This window comes from Frigoribacterium sp. PhB160 (assembly GCF_003751785.1).
GTDB lineage: Bacteria > Actinomycetota > Actinomycetes > Actinomycetales > Microbacteriaceae > Frigoribacterium.
Genome location: NZ_RKIE01000001.1, coordinates 1,891,010 through 1,906,797, shown reverse-complemented (window position 1 = coordinate 1,906,797; position 15,788 = coordinate 1,891,010). Strand labels below are relative to the sequence as shown.

At 73.6% G+C, this 15,788-nt stretch carries 13 protein-coding genes, 1 rRNA gene and 1 pseudogene; all 15 read left to right on the top strand.

All coding sequences use genetic code 11. The annotated features are described in order from the left end of the window. A 5S ribosomal RNA gene (rrf, locus tag EDF38_RS09005) occupies positions 1–88 on the top strand; the annotation flags it as partial. Between the two features lie 832 nt (positions 89–920). After that, complete coding sequence (locus tag EDF38_RS16080; protein ID WP_233572321.1) at positions 921–1,781, top strand: hypothetical protein; 861 nt, start codon at positions 921–923, stop codon at positions 1,779–1,781. Next, positions 1,774–2,778, top strand: a complete 1,005-nt coding sequence (locus tag EDF38_RS08995) for an HAD-IIA family hydrolase (protein WP_233572320.1) — start codon at positions 1,774–1,776, stop codon at positions 2,776–2,778. Before EDF38_RS16080 ends, EDF38_RS08995 begins: the two co-directional genes overlap by 8 nt. A gap of 13 nt (positions 2,779–2,791) precedes the next feature. Beyond that, positions 2,792–2,977, top strand: a complete 186-nt coding sequence (locus EDF38_RS08990) for a hypothetical protein (protein ID WP_123355140.1) — start codon at positions 2,792–2,794, stop codon at positions 2,975–2,977. Then, positions 2,974–3,798: a TlyA family RNA methyltransferase gene (locus tag EDF38_RS08985; protein WP_123354907.1), complete on the top strand. Its 825-nt coding sequence runs from the start codon at positions 2,974–2,976 to the stop codon at positions 3,796–3,798. Before EDF38_RS08990 ends, EDF38_RS08985 begins: the two co-directional genes overlap by 4 nt. Continuing rightward, positions 3,762–4,739 (top strand): NAD kinase, encoded by a 978-nt coding sequence (locus EDF38_RS08980; RefSeq protein WP_123354906.1) that lies wholly within the window; start codon positions 3,762–3,764, stop codon positions 4,737–4,739. The genes EDF38_RS08985 and EDF38_RS08980 overlap by 37 nt, the downstream gene beginning before the upstream one ends. Further along, the gene (gene recN / locus EDF38_RS08975; RefSeq protein ID WP_123354905.1) at positions 4,736–6,454 is read left to right on the top strand and encodes a DNA repair protein RecN; all 1,719 of its coding nucleotides are present in this window, start codon (positions 4,736–4,738) and stop codon (positions 6,452–6,454) included. The genes EDF38_RS08980 and recN overlap by 4 nt, the downstream gene beginning before the upstream one ends. A 138-nt stretch (positions 6,455–6,592) precedes the next feature. After that, the gene (locus EDF38_RS08970) at positions 6,593–8,284 is read left to right on the top strand and encodes a CTP synthase (protein ID WP_199734673.1); all 1,692 of its coding nucleotides are present in this window, start codon (positions 6,593–6,595) and stop codon (positions 8,282–8,284) included. After that, positions 8,281–8,844: an NUDIX hydrolase gene (locus tag EDF38_RS08965; RefSeq protein ID WP_123354904.1), complete on the top strand. Its 564-nt coding sequence runs from the start codon at positions 8,281–8,283 to the stop codon at positions 8,842–8,844. The genes EDF38_RS08970 and EDF38_RS08965 overlap by 4 nt, the downstream gene beginning before the upstream one ends. A gap of 48 nt (positions 8,845–8,892) precedes the next feature. Further along, a complete protein-coding gene (gene xerD, locus EDF38_RS08960) occupies positions 8,893–9,810 on the top strand; it encodes a site-specific tyrosine recombinase XerD (protein ID WP_123354903.1) in 918 nt (305 codons plus the stop codon). Between the two features lie 158 nt (positions 9,811–9,968). After that, positions 9,969–10,805: a ParA family protein gene (locus EDF38_RS08955; protein WP_123355138.1), complete on the top strand. Its 837-nt coding sequence runs from the start codon at positions 9,969–9,971 to the stop codon at positions 10,803–10,805. Beyond that, positions 10,789–11,667 (top strand): ScpA family protein, encoded by an 879-nt coding sequence (locus EDF38_RS08950; RefSeq protein WP_123354902.1) that lies wholly within the window; start codon positions 10,789–10,791, stop codon positions 11,665–11,667. The genes EDF38_RS08955 and EDF38_RS08950 overlap by 17 nt, the downstream gene beginning before the upstream one ends. Then, on the top strand, positions 11,657–12,322 hold the full coding sequence (scpB, locus tag EDF38_RS08945; RefSeq protein WP_123354901.1) for an SMC-Scp complex subunit ScpB: 666 nt from the start codon (positions 11,657–11,659) through the stop codon (positions 12,320–12,322). Before EDF38_RS08950 ends, scpB begins: the two co-directional genes overlap by 11 nt. Continuing rightward, positions 12,312–13,103: pseudogene (locus tag EDF38_RS08940) on the top strand (pseudouridine synthase); the annotation flags it as partial. The gene scpB and the pseudogene EDF38_RS08940, both read left to right, overlap by 11 nt. Positions 13,104–14,659: 1,556 nt before the next feature. Continuing rightward, positions 14,660–15,736 carry a prephenate dehydrogenase gene (locus EDF38_RS08935; protein WP_123355137.1) on the top strand — a complete coding sequence of 359 codons (1,077 nt, stop codon included), beginning with the start codon at positions 14,660–14,662 and terminating at the stop codon, positions 15,734–15,736. The last annotated feature ends 52 nt before the right edge of the window (positions 15,737–15,788 follow it).

Below are 15,788 nucleotides of genomic sequence, written 5' to 3'. Positions count from 1 at the left end.
CGGTCCCATTCCGAACCCGGAAGCTAAGACTCTCAGCGCCGATGGTACTGCAAGGGGGACCTTGTGGGAGAGTAGGACACCGCCGGACTCCCTTTCTGTGCAATGAGCACAGGGTGTGAGAACACCGAAGTAGTAACAGGAAAGCCGCCCCGTCTCGGGGCGGCTTTTCTGCGTTCCGGGTCCTCTGGGCCTCGAGAGCCCTGAGGTAGAGTCGGGGCGCACAACACAACAGCAGCCAGAAGATCTTGAGGAGAACCTCCGTGAGCGACCGCGACGACGAGCGAGACGACCGGCCCCGACGTTCCCCGTCCTCTGGCTCTCACCGAGACGACCGCGGAACGGGCTCGGCCGGACGGCCGCCCCGGGACAGTGGTGCTCGCGATGATCGTGGCTCCGGCCGGTCGTGGTCGCCGTCGGGGGACCGGCGCAGCTCGTCCGGCCCCCGCCAGGGCGGCCGCGGAGACGGCGATCGTCCGCGCGAGGGCGACCGCGGTGCTCGAGGCGACCGGCCCTCGTACGGTGACCGGCCTCAGCGGTCGGACCGCGCCTCCTCGTCGGGTGGCGCTCCCCGGGGCGGTCGGCCGGCGCAGGGCGGGCGCCCTCCCCAGGGAGACCGGCCGCAGCGTGGCGACCGACCGAGCTACGGTGATCGTCCGCAGCGGAGCGACCGTCCGGGATCGGGTGATCGTCCCCAGCGGGGCGAGCGTCCGAGCTACGGCGACCGGCCTTCGGGCGGTCGACCGACAGGCGGGCGGCCGCAGGACGGTGACCGTCGAGGCGGTGCTCCGGCGCGGGGCGGGTACTCCGCCGCGGGTCGAGGCGGAGGCCGCGGGGCGTTCGGGTCGCGGGACCGCGAGACCCCCGAGGACCGTGACCCCTTCGGCCTGAAGTCGGTCCGTCCGGCCCAGGAGGTCGCCCACGTGCCCGACGACGTCGAGCCCCGCGACCTCGACAAGGTCGCCCGCGGCGAGCTCAAGACCCTCAGCAAGGAGAACGCCGACTGGGTGGCGAAGCACCTCGTCATGGCGGGGCGCCTCATCGAGGAGGACCCGGAGGAGGCGCACAAGCACGCGCTCTCCGCCGGACGCCGCGCCGGCCGGATCGGCGTCGTCCGCGAGACGATCGCCATCACGGCCTACACGGTCGGCGACTACGCCATGGCGCTGCGGGAGCTGCGCACCTACCGTCGCATCTCGGGGCGCGAGGACCACCTGCCCCTCATGGTCGACAGCGAGAGGGGGCTCGAGCGCCCCGAGCGTGCCCTCGAGCTCGGCCGATCGGTCGACGTGGCGACCCTCGACGTGCCGGTGCGCGTGCAGCTCGCCATCGCGATGTCGGGAGCACGCCTCGACCTCGGGCAGCCCGAGGCGGCGCTGCGCGAGCTCGAGATCCCACAGCTCGACAAGACCAAGGCGTTCTCGTACAGCCCCGCGCTGTTCGACGCCTACGCCACCGTCCTCGACGACCTCGGCCGCGAGTCCGAGGGCGACGAGTGGCGGGCGCTGTCCGAGCGGGCCAGCGCGGCGCTCGACGCCATCGACGGGGAGGACGACCGTGAGACCGTGGAGATCGTGGAGGAAGAGCTCGAGCTCGAGCTCGGCGACGACGAGTTCGTCGACCTCGGGGGAGACGACGAGCACGTCGAGTCCGTCGGACCCGACGAGTCCGACGAGGCCGTCGAGCACGTCGAGCACGTCGAGTCCGATGTCTCGGAAGAGCCCGCGGAAGCGACCGGGCAGTCCGACCAGCCCGAGCAGCCGGAGCACGACGACCGTGGCTGAGGGCGCGACGCCCCTCGACGGCGTCGACACCGTCCTCGCCGACCTCGACGGGGTCGTCTACCGCGGGTCCAAGGCCGTCGACCACGCCGTCGAGAGCCTCACGGCCGCTGCCGCCACGCACCGGGTGGGCTACATCACGAACAACGCGTCGCGCACCGCGGCCGCCGTCGCGAGCCAGCTGTCGGGGTACGGGCTGTCGGTGGCGGCGGAGGACGTCGTGACGTCCCCGCAGGCGGCCGTGCGCCTCCTCGTGGACGTCGTCCCGGCCGGGTCGACGATCCTCGTCGTGGGCGGCGAGGGGCTGACCTCGGTGCTCGAGGAGGAGGGCTTCGTCGTCACGCGCTCCGCGGACGACTCGCCCGCCGCCGTCGTGCAGGGCTTCAGCCCCGACGTCGGCTGGGTGCACCTCGCCGAGGCGTCCTACGCTCTCGAGGCCGGGATCCCGTGGATCGCGACGAACACCGACTGGACGATCCCGCAGGAGCGCGGCATCGCGCCCGGCAACGGCACCCTCGTCTCGGCCGTGCACTCGGCCGCGGGTCGACTGCCCGACGTCGCGGGCAAGCCCGAGACTCCGATCTTCCAGGCGGCCGTCGAGCGCTTCTCCGCCACGAAGGCGCTGTTCATCGGCGACCGCCTCGACACCGACGTCAAGGGGGCGAACGACGCCGGCCTCGTCTCGGTGCTCGTGCTCACCGGCATCGACGGCGCCAAGCAGGTGCTGGCGGCGGACGCCCGGTCGCGGCCCGACTTCATCCTCGGCGACCTGCGCGAGCTGTCGCAGCCCTACCCCGCCGTCGTCGAGCACGACGAGGAGGACGTGCACGTCGTGACGGTGCGCGACTCGAGCGTCGCGGTGCGCGGCTCGGTCGTGCGCGTGCTCTCGGCGGGCACCGACCCGGTCGACCTCCTGCGGGCCGGCGCCGCCGCCGTGTGGGGGACGGGACGGGCCATCTACGGCCTCGACGTGGACCCCGCCCTGCACGCGGGTGACTAGGGTGGACGCCACCATGGACCACGGGCGAGACGACGCGACCACCCCGGCAGCGGAGGCGGTGGACGGGCTGGAGGCGCGCCTCCGACAGGTCGAGGCGCAGCCGATCGCGTCGCGGGCCGCGGCCTTCGCCGAGGTGCACGACGAGTTGCGCACCGTGCTCGAGCAGACCTCGGACGACGTCGACGCGGGTGGTCGGTGACCACCGACGAGACCACGGGGCCGGTCGACGAGCGTCTGGACGCGGCCCTCGCGCGCCGCGGCCTGGCCCGCTCGCGGACCCACGCGGCCCGGCTGCTCTCGGACGGGCTCGTCACGGTCAACGGCACGGGCGTCGTGAAGTCGTCGGCGCGCGTCCGAGAGCACGACGTCGTCGCCGTCGCCGGGCTCGACCACTACGTCAGCCGTGCCGCCCACAAGCTGGTCGGCGCTCTCGACGCCTTCGGGGTCGACCCCGCGGGCCGCACCGCGCTCGACGTCGGCGCCTCGACGGGCGGCTTCACGCAGGTGCTGCTCGAGCGTGGGGCCGCGCACGTGGTCGCCCTCGACGTCGGCCACGGCCAGCTGTCGCCCTCGGTGCGGTCGGACGAGCGCGTCACCGTCGTCGAGGGGGTGAACGCCCGATACCTCACGGCTGAGCAGCTCGGCGGCCTCACGCCACGGGCGGACGACGTCGACCTCGTCGTCGCCGACCTCTCGTTCATCTCGCTGACGATGGTGCTGCCGGCCCTCACCGCGTCGGTGGGTGTGGACAACGACTTCGTCCTGCTGGTCAAGCCGCAGTTCGAGGTGGGGCGGCAAGGCGTCCGCGAGGGCATCGTGCACGACCCGGCCCTGCGGAACGAGGCCGTCACGGCCGTGTTGTGGGCCGCGCACGACCTCGGGCTCGGGACGGTGGGACTCATCCCCTCACCGATCGTCGGCACCGCCGGCAACAAGGAGTACGTCGTGCACTTCTCGGCCTCCCGCGGGACGAATCCGACAGAATGGCTCAGCACGGCAGCCAGCACGACGGGAGCGTGAGAGACATCGCATCGACACGACACATCCTCGTCGTCTCGCACACGGGACGGCCCGACTCGATCGGCGCCGCCCTCGAGGTCTGCGGGCTGCTCGGGGCAGCGGGCGTCGTCCCGGTGCTGCCCCGCGACGAGTTCGACGACATCGGGGCCGCCGAGCCCGCGATCGGCCACGTCGACATCCTCGGCGAGGACGTCCGGCTCGACGAGCTCGAGTGCGTCATCGTGCTCGGCGGCGACGGCACGATCCTGCGCGCGGCCGAGCTGATCCGCGGCACCCGGGCGCCCATCGTCGGCGTCAACCTCGGCCACGTCGGGTTCCTCGCCGAGAGCGAGCGCGACGAGATGACCGAGACGGTCGAGCGGGTGCTCGCGGCCGACTACGACGTCGAGGAGCGCTTCGCGCTCGACGTCACCGTGACGACGGGCAACGAGGTCGTGTACCGCACCTGGGCCATGAACGAGGCGACGGTCGAGAAGGCCTCGCGCGAGCGCATGCTCGAGGTCGTCATCGAGGTCGACGGCCGGCCGCTGTCGTCGTTCGGCTGCGACGGCGTCGTCATGTCGACGCCCACCGGCTCGACCGCGTACTCGTTCTCGGCCGGCGGCCCGGTCGTGTGGCCTGAGGTACAGGCGCTGCTGCTCGTGCCGCTGAGCGCCCATGCCCTCTTCGCCCGGCCGCTCGTCGTCGGGCCCGACTCGACGCTCGCGGTCGAGGTGATGAACCGCACCGAGGCCAAGGGCATCCTCTGGTGCGACGGCCGTCGCGAGCACGACCTGCCGCCGGGCGCCCGGGTCGAGTGCACCCGCTCGACCGAGCCCGTCGTCCTGGCGCGCCTCCGGCACGGTCCGTTCACCGACCGCCTCGTGGCCAAGTTCCACCTGCCCGTCACCGGCTGGCGAGGGCCCGACGCGCGCCCCGACGGCCAGGAGGGCACCGCGTGATCGAGGAGATCGCCATCCGCGACCTCGGCGTCATCGGTCGTGCCACCCTGCCGCTCGGGCCCGGGTTCACGGCCGTCACGGGCGAGACCGGCGCGGGCAAGACCATGGTCGTCACCGCGCTCGGGCTGCTGCTCGGCCAGCGTGCGGAGAGCGGCGTCGTCCGGTCGGGCAGCGCCCAGGCCGTCGTGGACGGCCGGTGGGTGGTGCCCGGCGACGGGGCCGTCGCCGACCGCGTCCGCGACGCCGGGGGAGACGTCGACGACGGCGAGCTGTTCCTCAGCCGCGTCGTGTCCGCCGAGGGGCGCAGCCGCGCGGTCGTCGGCGGCCGCACGGCCCCCATCGGCGTGCTCGGCGACCTGGCCGACCACCTCGTCGTCGTGCACGGTCAGTCCGAGCAGATCCGCCTCAGGTCGGCGCAGGCGCAGCGCGCCGCGGTGGACGCCCACGGGGGAGCCCCGCTGGCCGAGGCCGCCGTGTCGTACCGCGCCGCCTTCGAGGCCTGGCAGGCCGCCCGCGACGAGCTCGACGAGATCACCCGAGACCGCGACGCGCGGCGCGCCGAGGCGGAGGCCCTTCGGGCCGCCATCGACGAGATCGAGTCGGTGTCGCCGGTGGCCGGCGAGGCCGACGAGCTCGACGCGACCGCCGAGCGGCTGAGCAACTCCGAAGACCTGCGGCTCGCGGCGGGCCTCGCGCACGAGGTGCTGTCCACCGACGCCGTCGACGGCACCCGCGACGTGCTCGGCATGGTCGAGGAGGCGCGTCGCCAGATCGAGCGCGTCTCGCCCCACGACCGCGCCCTCGAGCCGATCGCCGACCTGCTCGCCGAGGTCAGCGTGCAGGTGTCCGAGACGTCCTCCCGGCTGTCGAGCTACCTGGGCAGCCTCGACGCCGACGCGGCGGGCGAGCTCGAGGTCGTCCAGACGAGGCGCGCCGAGCTCGGCAGCCTGATGCGCAAGCACGGCCCCACCCTCGACGACGTCCTCCGGGTGCTCGACGACGGCAGCCGTCGCCTGGTCGAGCTCGACAGCGACGACGACCGGCTCGCCCAGCTCGACGACGAGGTCGCCCAGTTCCGGGCGGAGGCGGAGGCCAGGGCGGGCGTCCTGACGGAGCTGCGCCGCGCCTCCGGAGCGGACCTGTCGACCCGGGTCAGCGCCGAGCTCGGCGCGCTCGCCATGACGGGCGCCGAGATCGTCGTCGAGGTGACGCCGCGCGACGAGCTCGGGGCCTCGGGTGCCGACGCCGTCGCGCTGCTGCTGCGCCCCCACCCGGGCAGCGAGCCGCGTCCGCTCGGCAAGGGCGCGTCGGGCGGCGAGCTGTCGCGCGTCATGCTCGCCCTCGAGGTCGTCATGGCCGGGTCGAGCGACGTGCCCACCTTCGTGTTCGACGAGGTGGACGCCGGCGTCGGCGGATCGGCCGCGATCGAGATCGGCCGTCGGCTCGCCGAGCTGGCCGAGCGGGCCCAGGTCATCGTCGTCACCCACCTCGCACAGGTAGCGGCCTTCGCGACCAACCACCTGCGGGTCGTCAAGGACGCCTCGGGCGAGGTCACCGCGAGCAGCGTGCAGCAGCTCGACGGCGACGAGCGCGTGGCTGAGATGGCGCGCCTCCTCTCGGGCCTGCCCGACAGCACGAGCGGGCTCGACCACGCGCGCGAGCTGCTCGAGCTCGCGGCCGGCGCCCGCCGGACGACCGCCGACACGCGTTCGTAACACCAGCGGGGTGCCGAGAGCGCTCCGCGTGACATAGGATGGAATCCCGTGGTGAACGAACAGAACTCGGGCCTTGACTCCTCCTCCAGCGACGGGAGCGGCCCTTCTGAGGCCCCCTCGTCCACGACTCCCGCGAAGATCACGAAGCACATCTTCGTCACCGGCGGCGTCGTCTCGTCCCTCGGCAAAGGCCTCACGGCCGCCAGCCTCGGCAACCTGCTGACGGCCCGCGGCCTCGACGTGGTCATGCAGAAGCTCGACCCGTACCTCAACGTCGACCCGGGCACGATGAACCCGTTCCAGCACGGCGAGGTCTTCGTCACCGACGACGGCGCCGAGACCGACCTCGACATCGGGCACTACGAGCGCTTCCTCGACATCGACCTCGACCAGGCGGCCAACGTCACGACGGGCCAGATCTACTCGACCGTCATCGCCAAGGAGCGCCGCGGCGAGTACCTCGGCGACACGGTGCAGGTGATCCCGCACATCACCGACGAGATCAAGCGCCGCATGCGCCAGCAGGCCGAGCGCGAGGTCGCCCCCGACGTGATCATCACCGAGGTCGGCGGCACGGTCGGCGACATCGAGAGCCAGCCCTTCATCGAGTCGGCCCGCCAGGTGCGCCACGAGCTCGGCCGCTCGAACGTGTTCTTCGTGCACGTCTCGCTGGTGCCCTACATGGGCGCGTCGGGCGAGCAGAAGACGAAGCCGACGCAGCACTCGGTCGCGGCCCTCCGCTCGATCGGCATCCAGCCCGATGCGCTCGTGCTGCGGAGCGACCGCCCGGTCAGCGAGTCGAACAAGCGCAAGATCGCCCTCATGTGCGACGTCGACGAGGACGCCGTCGTCAACGCGAAGGACGTCGCGAGCATCTACGACATCCCCTCGATGCTCAACGACCAGGGGCTCGACAGCTACATCATCCGCCACCTCGGCCTCGCCGAGCAGGCCGGCGATGTCGACTGGTCGGGCTGGCAGAAGGTGCTCACAGCGGTGCACGAGCCGAAGCACGAGGTCACCATCGGCCTCGTCGGCAAGTACATCGACCTGCCCGACGCCTACCTCTCGGTCACCGAGGCCCTCCGCGCCGGCGCGTTCGCGCACCAGTCGAAGGCGAACCTCGTGTGGATCCCCTCCGACGACTGCGAGACCCCCGAGGGCGCGGCCAAGGCGCTCTCCGGCGTCGACGGCATCTGCGTGCCCGGCGGCTTCGGCATCCGCGGCATCGAGGGCAAGCTCGGCGCCCTGACCTTCGCCCGCGAGAACGGCATCCCGGCGCTCGGCCTCTGCCTCGGGCTGCAGTGCATGGTGATCGAGTACGCGCGCTCCAAGGCCGACCTGGCCGGCGCCTCCTCGTCGGAGTTCGACCCCGACACGCAGTACCCGGTCATCGCGACGATGGCCGAGCAGGTCGACATCATCGCCGGCGGCGACCTCGGCGGCACCATGCGCCTCGGCCTCTACCCGGCGGCGCTGGCCAGCGGCTCGCTCGCGGCCGAGCTCTACGGCTCGGAGCTCGTCGACGAGCGCCACCGCCACCGCTACGAGGTCAACAACCAGTACCGCCAGCAGATCGCCGACGCCGGCCTGCGCTTCTCGGGCACCTCGCCCGACGGCACCCTCGTCGAGTACGTCGAGCTCGACCGCTCCGAGCACCCGTTCTACATCGGCACGCAGGCGCACCCCGAGCTGCGCTCGCGTCCGAACCGGGCGCACCCGCTGTTCAGCGGCCTCGTCGCGGCCTCGCTCGAGCGCCAGAACTCGAGCCGCCTCTTCGCGGACGAGGCCGACGAGGTCGTCGTCGACGACGTGGCGGCCGGCGCGTGAGCGACGACCTGCTGCGCGACGAGCCGGCCTCGCCGACCGTGACGGCGAGCGAGAAGGTCTTCGAGGGCGCCGTCTGGGACGTCGTCCGCGACACGGTCGACTACAACGGCTCACCGATGGTGCGCGAGTACGTCGCGCACACCGGTGCGGTGGCCGTGCTCGCCGTCGACGACCAGGAGCGCGTGCTCGTCATCCAGCAGTACCGCCACCCGATCCGCGCCCGCGACTGGGAGCTGCCCGCGGGCCTGCTCGACCAGGCGGGCGAGGGGCGGCTCGAGGCCGCGAAGCGCGAGCTCGCCGAGGAGGCCGACCTGCAGGCGACGACGTGGGACGAGCTCGTGTCGTTCCACACCACGCCGGGCGGCAACGACGAGATGGTCACGGTCTACCGCGCGACCGGCGTCAGCGCCACCGCCGGGGCGTTCGACCGCTCCGACGAGGAGGCCGACATCGTCACGCGCTGGGTCGCCCTCGACGAGATCGTCGACGGGGTGCTGGCCGGGCGCCTGCACAACTCCATCCTCAGCATCGCCGCGCTCGCGGCGGTCGCCTCCCGCTGAGCCCGTCGGCGACGAGCGAGCACCGGTGACCAGGGGCGTCGGGGCGGCGTGACCAGCGTCGAGGAGGCGTCGGCCCGGTACCTGAGGCACGTGTCGGTCGAGCGCGGCCTCTCCCCGAACACGGCCGCCGCCTACCGTCGCGACCTCGTGCTCTGGCAGGAGCACCTCGCCGGGCTCGGACGCACCTCGGTCGACGAGGTGACGACCGCGGACGTGGCGGCGTTCCCGGTCGCGTTGGCGACGCGGGCGGAGAGGCCGCTCCGCGCCTCCAGCGTGGCCCGGGTGCTGTCGTCGGTGCGAGGGCTGCACGCGTTCCTGCTCGAGGAGGGGCTGCTCGAGGCCGACGTGGCCGCGTCGGCGCGCCCGCCGAAGCTGCCGGCGCGCCTGCCCAAGGCCATCTCGATCGCCCAGGTCGAGGCGCTGCTCGCAGCGACCGACGGCGACGAGCCCGCGCGCGTCCGCGACAAGGCACTGCTCGAGCTGCTCTACGCCACCGGTGCCCGGGTCAGCGAGGCCGTGTCGCTCAACGTCGACGACGTCGTCGACGGCGACGTCGTGCGCCTCTTCGGCAAGGGCGGCAAGCAGCGCCTCGTGCCGCTCGGCAGCTACGCCCGGCGCGCGCTGGACGGCTACCTCGTGCGGGCGCGACCCGAGTTCTCGGCCCGGGGCGAGGCGACGCCCGCGCTCTTCCTCGGGGTGCGCGGGGCCCGGCTGTCGCGGCAGAACGCGTGGCTCGTGCTGCGCGCCGCCGCCGAGCGCGCCGAGCTGGGGATCGACGTGTCGCCGCACACGCTGCGCCACTCGTTCGCGACGCACCTGCTCGAGGGCGGCGCCGACGTGCGGGTCGTGCAGGAGCTGCTCGGGCACTCGTCGGTGGCGACGACGCAGATCTACACGCTGGTCACGGCAGACGCCCTCCGCGACATGTACTCGACGGCTCACCCCCGGGCGCGACGACCGGTCTGACCGGCAAGAACCCTCAGCCGCCGCATGAGGCTTCCTGCTCGCGGACCGGGCGCGGCAGCCCGTCGGCGACGGGGGTCGCGGTTACTGTGGTCGACGTGAGCACCAAGCCGACCTCGAGCACACCCGCCCTCTTCGAGAGCGCTCCGGCCGCCGTCCCCGTGAACGGGCCGACCGGGCGCCCGCGCACCGAGTTCGCCGTGCCCGACGCCCTGCCGAGCCACGGTCCGGCCCGCATCATCACGCTCTGCAACCAGAAGGGCGGCGTCGGCAAGACGACGACGACCATCAACCTCGGCGCGGCCTTCGCCGAGTACGGCCGCCGCGTGCTGGCCATCGACTTCGACCCGCAGGGCGCCCTGACCGCCGGGCTCGGGGTGCAGTCGCACGAGCAGTCGACGATCTACGACCTCATGATCGGCTCCGTGAAGGACGCCCACGACGTGATCGTCCCGACGCGGGTCGACAACCTCGACGTGATGCCGGCGAACATCGACCTGTCGGCCGCCGAGGTCCACCTCGTCAACGAGGTCGCCCGCGAGCAGATCCTCGCGCGCATCCTGCGCCAGGTCAGCGCCGAGTACGACGTCATCCTCATCGACTGCCAGCCGTCGCTCGGGCTGCTGACCGTCAACGCGCTGACGGCCGCCCACGGCGTGCTCATCCCGCTCGAGTGCGAGTTCTTCGCCCTCCGCGGCGTCGCGCTGCTCGTCGAGACGATCGACAAGGTGCGCGACCGCCTCAACCCGGCCATCACGCTCGACGGCATCCTCCCGACGATGTTCGACTCACGCACCCTGCACAGCCGCGAGGTGCTCGAACGGGTCGTCGAGGCCTTCGGGGACGAGGTGCTCGAGACGGTCATCGGCCGCACCGTGAAGTTCCCCGACGCGTCCGTCGCGGGCACGCCCATCACGAAGTTCGCCCCCGAGCACCCGGCGGCCCAGGCGTACCGCCAGCTGGCCCGAGAGCTGATCGCGCGTGGTGCCGCAGCCTGAGCCGAGAACCGGCACGACGGCGGTCGCCGACGAGGCGGCCGGGCACGACCCTGTCTACGCGGTGACCGACGAGTCCCCGTCGCGGGCGTTCGCGGTCACGCTCGACAACTTCAGCGGGCCGTTCGACCTGTTGCTCTCGCTCATCAGCAAGCGCGAGATGGACGTCACCGAGGTGTCGCTGAGCGCGGTGACCGACGAGTTCCTGTCGTACCTGCGGGGCGTCGACACCGACGCGAACCTCGACCAGGCCAGCGAGTTCATCGTCGTCGCCGCGACCCTCCTCGACCTCAAGGTCGCCGGGCTGCTGCCGCAGGGCGAGCTCGTCGACGCGGAGGACGTGGCGCTGCTCGAGGCGCGCGACCTGCTCTTCGCCCGGCTGCTGCAGTACCGCGCCTTCAAGCAGGCGGCCGAGTGGTTCGCCGAGCACGGCCGCGCCGAGGCCGCCCGTCACGCCCGCTCGGTGCGGCTCGAGGAGAAGTACCGCGTCAGCACCCCCGAGCTGGTCTGGACCCTCAGCGCCGACGACTTCGCCGCGCTCGCGACCCTGGCGCTCACGCCGCGCGAGCTGCCGACGATCGGGCTCGACCACCTGCACGCGCCGCTCGTGAGCATCCGCGAGCAGGCCGCCGTGGTGGTCGCCCTTCTGCGGAGCGGCGAGGTCGTGACCTTCCGCGAGCTCGTCGCCGGCGTCGACCAGAAGGGCGTCGTCGTGGCGCGCTTCCTCGCCCTGCTCGAGCTCTACCGCCACGGGTCGCTCTCCTTCGAGCAGATCGAGCCGCTCGGCGAGCTCAGCGTGCGCTGGGTCGCCGAGACGTGGACGGACGAGTCGCTGGCCGCGCTGGGGGCCGACTATGAGGGCTGAGCCGACCCGCGCCTCCCCGGGGTCCGAGAGCGGGGCGCGCGACGCGCCCCGGTCGCTCGACGCGGCCGACCCGCTCGACCGCGCCGACCCGTCGGACGCGTCGGCGCCGTCGATCGCGCGGCGGCTCGAGGCGCTGCTCATGGTCGCCGACGAGCCGCAGTCCCTCGTCGACCTCGCCGCCGGCGTGGGCGCCCCGGTCGCCGCGGTGCGCCAGGCGGTCGAGTCGCTCGTCGCCGACTTCGACGGCGTCGACGGCACGTTGCGGCGCGGCTTCGAGCTGCGCGAGGTCGGCGGCGGCTGGCGGTTCTACGTCCGCGACGAGCACGACCCCCTGGTGCGCGATTTCGTGCTGACGCAGAACCCGTCCAGACTGTCGCAGGCGGCTCTCGAGACGCTGGCGGTCATCGCCTACAAGCAACCCATCACCCGCAGCAGCATCGCGCAGATCCGCGCGGTGAACGTCGACTCGGTCGTCCGTACGCTGCTGGGCCGCGGCCTGGTCACGGAGTCGTCCACCGACCCCGAGACGGGCGCCATCACCTACGAAACGACGGACCTCCTGTTGACTCACCTCGGCATCAACTCGCTCGACGAGCTGCCGCTCATCTCCCCGCTCCTCTCCGACGGATCCGGAGGATTCGACGATGCCCGCTGACACCACCCCCACCACCGGCGACGACCTGCCCTCGGGCGAGCGCCTGCAGAAGGTCATGGCCGCCGCCGGCGTGGCCTCGCGCCGCGTCTCCGAAGACCTCATCGCGGCCGGCCGCGTCACCGTCAACGGCAAGGTCGTCACGGAGGCCGGTCGCCGCATCGACCCCGACGTCGACAAGGTCGTCGTCGACGGCACCGCCGTGCAGCTCGACACCACGCGCCGCTACGTCATGCTGAACAAGCCGGTCGGCGTCGTGAGCACGCTGAGCGACGAGAACGGCCGACCCGACCTGACGCAGTTCACCTCCGACTTCGAGGAGCGCCTCTTCAACGTCGGCCGCCTCGACGTCGAGACCAGCGGCCTGCTGCTGCTGACGAACGACGGCGAGCTGGCCCACGTGCTGGCCCATCCCTCGTTCGGCGTCACCAAGACCTACATCGCCAAGGTGCGGGGCGTCATCACCCCGACCGTGCTCGCGCAGCTGCTGTCGGGCGTCGAGCTCGACGACGGCCCCATCGCGGCCGACCGCGCCTCCCTCGTCGGCGGCGGGGCCGGGCTGTCGCGCACGAACGACTCGTCGCTGATCGAGATCACGCTTCACTCGGGCCGCAACCGCATCGTGCGGCGCATGCTCGAGGCGGTCGGCCACCCGGTCATCGACCTCGTGCGCCGGTCGTTCGGGCCGCTGCACCTCGGCACGCTGAAGGTGGGCCACATGCGCTCGCTGAACAAGACCGAGCTCGGCGCCATCCTCACCATCTCGCGCGACGCCACCGCCGTGCCGCGGGTCGACGCGATCCCGACGACGGAGAGCGCCGACGCGCCCGTCGACGAGGCCGACGTGGTCGAGGTCGCCCTCGACGAGACCGAGGTCGAGAAGGAGTACTACGACGAGGACGACGACGAGTTCGACCCCGACACCGACGCCCGCGACGCCAAGCGCCGCCGCGGCCCGTCCGGCTTCAAGGGCGACGCCGCCGCGCCCGCGTCGCGTCGCGCCGAGGTGCGCCGCGAGCAGGCCGGTCGTCGCGAGCAGCGCACCGGCTTCGACGCCCCCCGAGGCGGAGCACGAGGAGGCGCGGGTCGCGACGACCGCAGTGCCTCCCGTCCCGAGCGCGGCGGCTACCAGGGTCGCGACGACCGACGCGACGACCGTGGTGCGGGCCGCCCGGAGCGCGGCGGGTACCAGGGCCGCGACGACCGTCGTGACGACCGTGGCGGGGCTCCCTCGCGGGGCGGGTACCAGGGTCGTGACGACCGGGGCGGGGCTCCCTCGCGCGGTGGCTACCAGGGCCGCGACGACCGACGCGATGACCGTGGTGCGGGCCGCCCCGAGCGGGGCGGGTACCAGGGGCGTGACGACCGTGGCGGGGCTCCCTCGCGGGGCGGGTACCAGGGGCGTGACGACCGGGGCGGGGCTCCCTCGCGCGGTGGCTACCAGGGCCGTGACGACCGACGTGACGACCGTGGCGCGGGCCGCCCGGAGCGTGGCGGCTACCAGGGCCGTGACGATCGCCGGGACGACCGGGGCGGCTACGTGTCGCGCGACGACCGCGGCGGGCGCCCGGAGCGCGGCGGCTACGTCTCGCGCGACGACCGCGGATCGGCCCCGCGCGGCGGCGACCGTCCGCTGACGCCCGGCGAGGAGCGCGCGGCCGGCTACCCGAACCGCGACGCGAACAAGGACCCGCGCACGGGCCGCACCTCCGGCGTCCGCGCCGGCGGCGCCGCCCGCAACGGCTACCCGACCCGTCCCCGCCCCGAGGGCGGCGACGACCGGGAGCAGCGCGGCGGCTACCAGGGTCGCGACGACCGTGGCGGCGCGCCCTCGCGGGGCGGCTACCAGGGTCGTGACGACCGACGCGATGACCGTGGCGGCGCTCCGTCTCGGGGCGGCTACCAGGGTCGTGACGACCGTGGCGGCGCTCCGTCGCGGGGCGGCTACCAGGGCCGTGACGACCGTGGCGGCGCTCCGTCGCGGGGCGGCTACCAGGGTCGTGACGACCGTGGCGGCGCTCCGTCGCGTGGTGGGTACCAGGGTCGCGACGACCGTGGCGGCGCTCCCTCGCGGGGCGGGTACCAGGGTCGTGACGACCGACGCGACGACCGTGGCGGTGCCCCCTCGCGGGGCGGCTACCAGGGCCGTGACGACCGCGGCGGTCGCGACGACCGCCGTGACGAGCGTGGCGGCGACCGTCCGTGGCGCCCGCGCCCCGACGACGGGGGACGTGGTCCCCGCGGGGGCGGGCGGTCGTGACCGACCCGACCCGCGCCTCCTCGTCTGCCGCTGACGGCCCGGGCACGACCGCCGGGGGCCTCGCCGACGGCTCGCGCCGGCTGTCGGGCCAGGTGCGGATCGTCGGGTCGGGCCTGCTCGGCACGAGCATCGGCCTGCGGCTGCGACAGCACGGCGTCGACGTGATCCTCGACGACGTGTCGCCCGCCGCCCGCAGCCTCGCCGTCGACTACGGCGCGGGGCGCGAGCCCTCGGCCGGCGACGCGCCGGTGCTGGTCGTCGTCGCGGTGCCGCCCGACGTCACCGCCGAGATCGTGCACCGCGAGCTGCAGCGCTGGCCGGAGGCGCTCGTCACCGACGTCGCCTCGGTCAAGGGCGCGCCCCTCGCCCAGCTGCGCGAGCTCGGGGCCGACGTGGGCCGCTACATCGGGTCGCACCCCATGGCCGGGCGCGAGCGCGGGGGAGCGATCTCCGCCCGGGCCGACCTCTTCGTCGGACGCCCCTGGGTGATCGCCGGCCACGACGACATCACCTACCGCCGCGCGGCCGCCGTCGAGGACCTCGCCCTCGACCTCGGCGCCGTGCCGATCGAGATGACGCCTGAGGAGCACGACGCGGGCGTCGCCCTCGTCAGCCACGTGCCGCAGGTCGTGTCGAGCCTCATGGCGACGCGTCTGCGCGACGCCCCCGACGCCTCCCTCGGGCTGGCCGGCGGCGGAGTCCGCGACGTGACGCGCGTCGCGGCCAGCGACCCCGCGCTGTGGGTGCAGATCCTCGGGGCCAACGCGGGGCGCGTCGTCGACGTGCTGCGCGAGCTCCGCCACGACCTCGACGGCGTCATCGACGCGCTCGCCGAGCCGACGGCCCCCGGCGCCCGCCGTGCGGTGGCCGAGGCCATCGGCGCCGGCAACGTGGGCGTCGCCCGCCTGCCGGGCAAGCACGGCCGGACGACGGCGTTCAGCTCGGTGGTCGTCATGGTCGACGACACGCCGGGACAGCTCGCCCGCCTGCTCACCGAGATCGGTGAGATCGGCGTCAACCTGGAAGACCTGCGGCTGGAGCACTCGCCCGGCGCGCCGGTGGGACTCGCGGAGGTGGCCATCGTGCCCGAACAAGAAGAACGACTCGTGACCGAGCTCGAGGGCCGCGGCTGGACCGTGGCGGGGGCCTTCGCGTGACCGGCCCCGGCGAGCTGTACGGCGCCCCCGTCGACATCGAGCGGACACCCGG

What these genes read in the sequence shown, in the direction of transcription:
- EDF38_RS08990 (WP_123355140.1), top strand. Translation starts at nt 2,792, where the DNA reads ATGGACCACGGGCGAGACGACGCGACCACCCCGGCAGCGGAGGCGGTG.
- EDF38_RS08980 (WP_123354906.1), top strand. Translation starts at nt 3,762, where the DNA reads ATGGCTCAGCACGGCAGCCAGCACGACGGGAGCGTGAGAGACATCGCA.
- scpB (WP_123354901.1), top strand. Translation starts at nt 11,657, where the DNA reads ATGAGGGCTGAGCCGACCCGCGCCTCCCCGGGGTCCGAGAGCGGGGCG.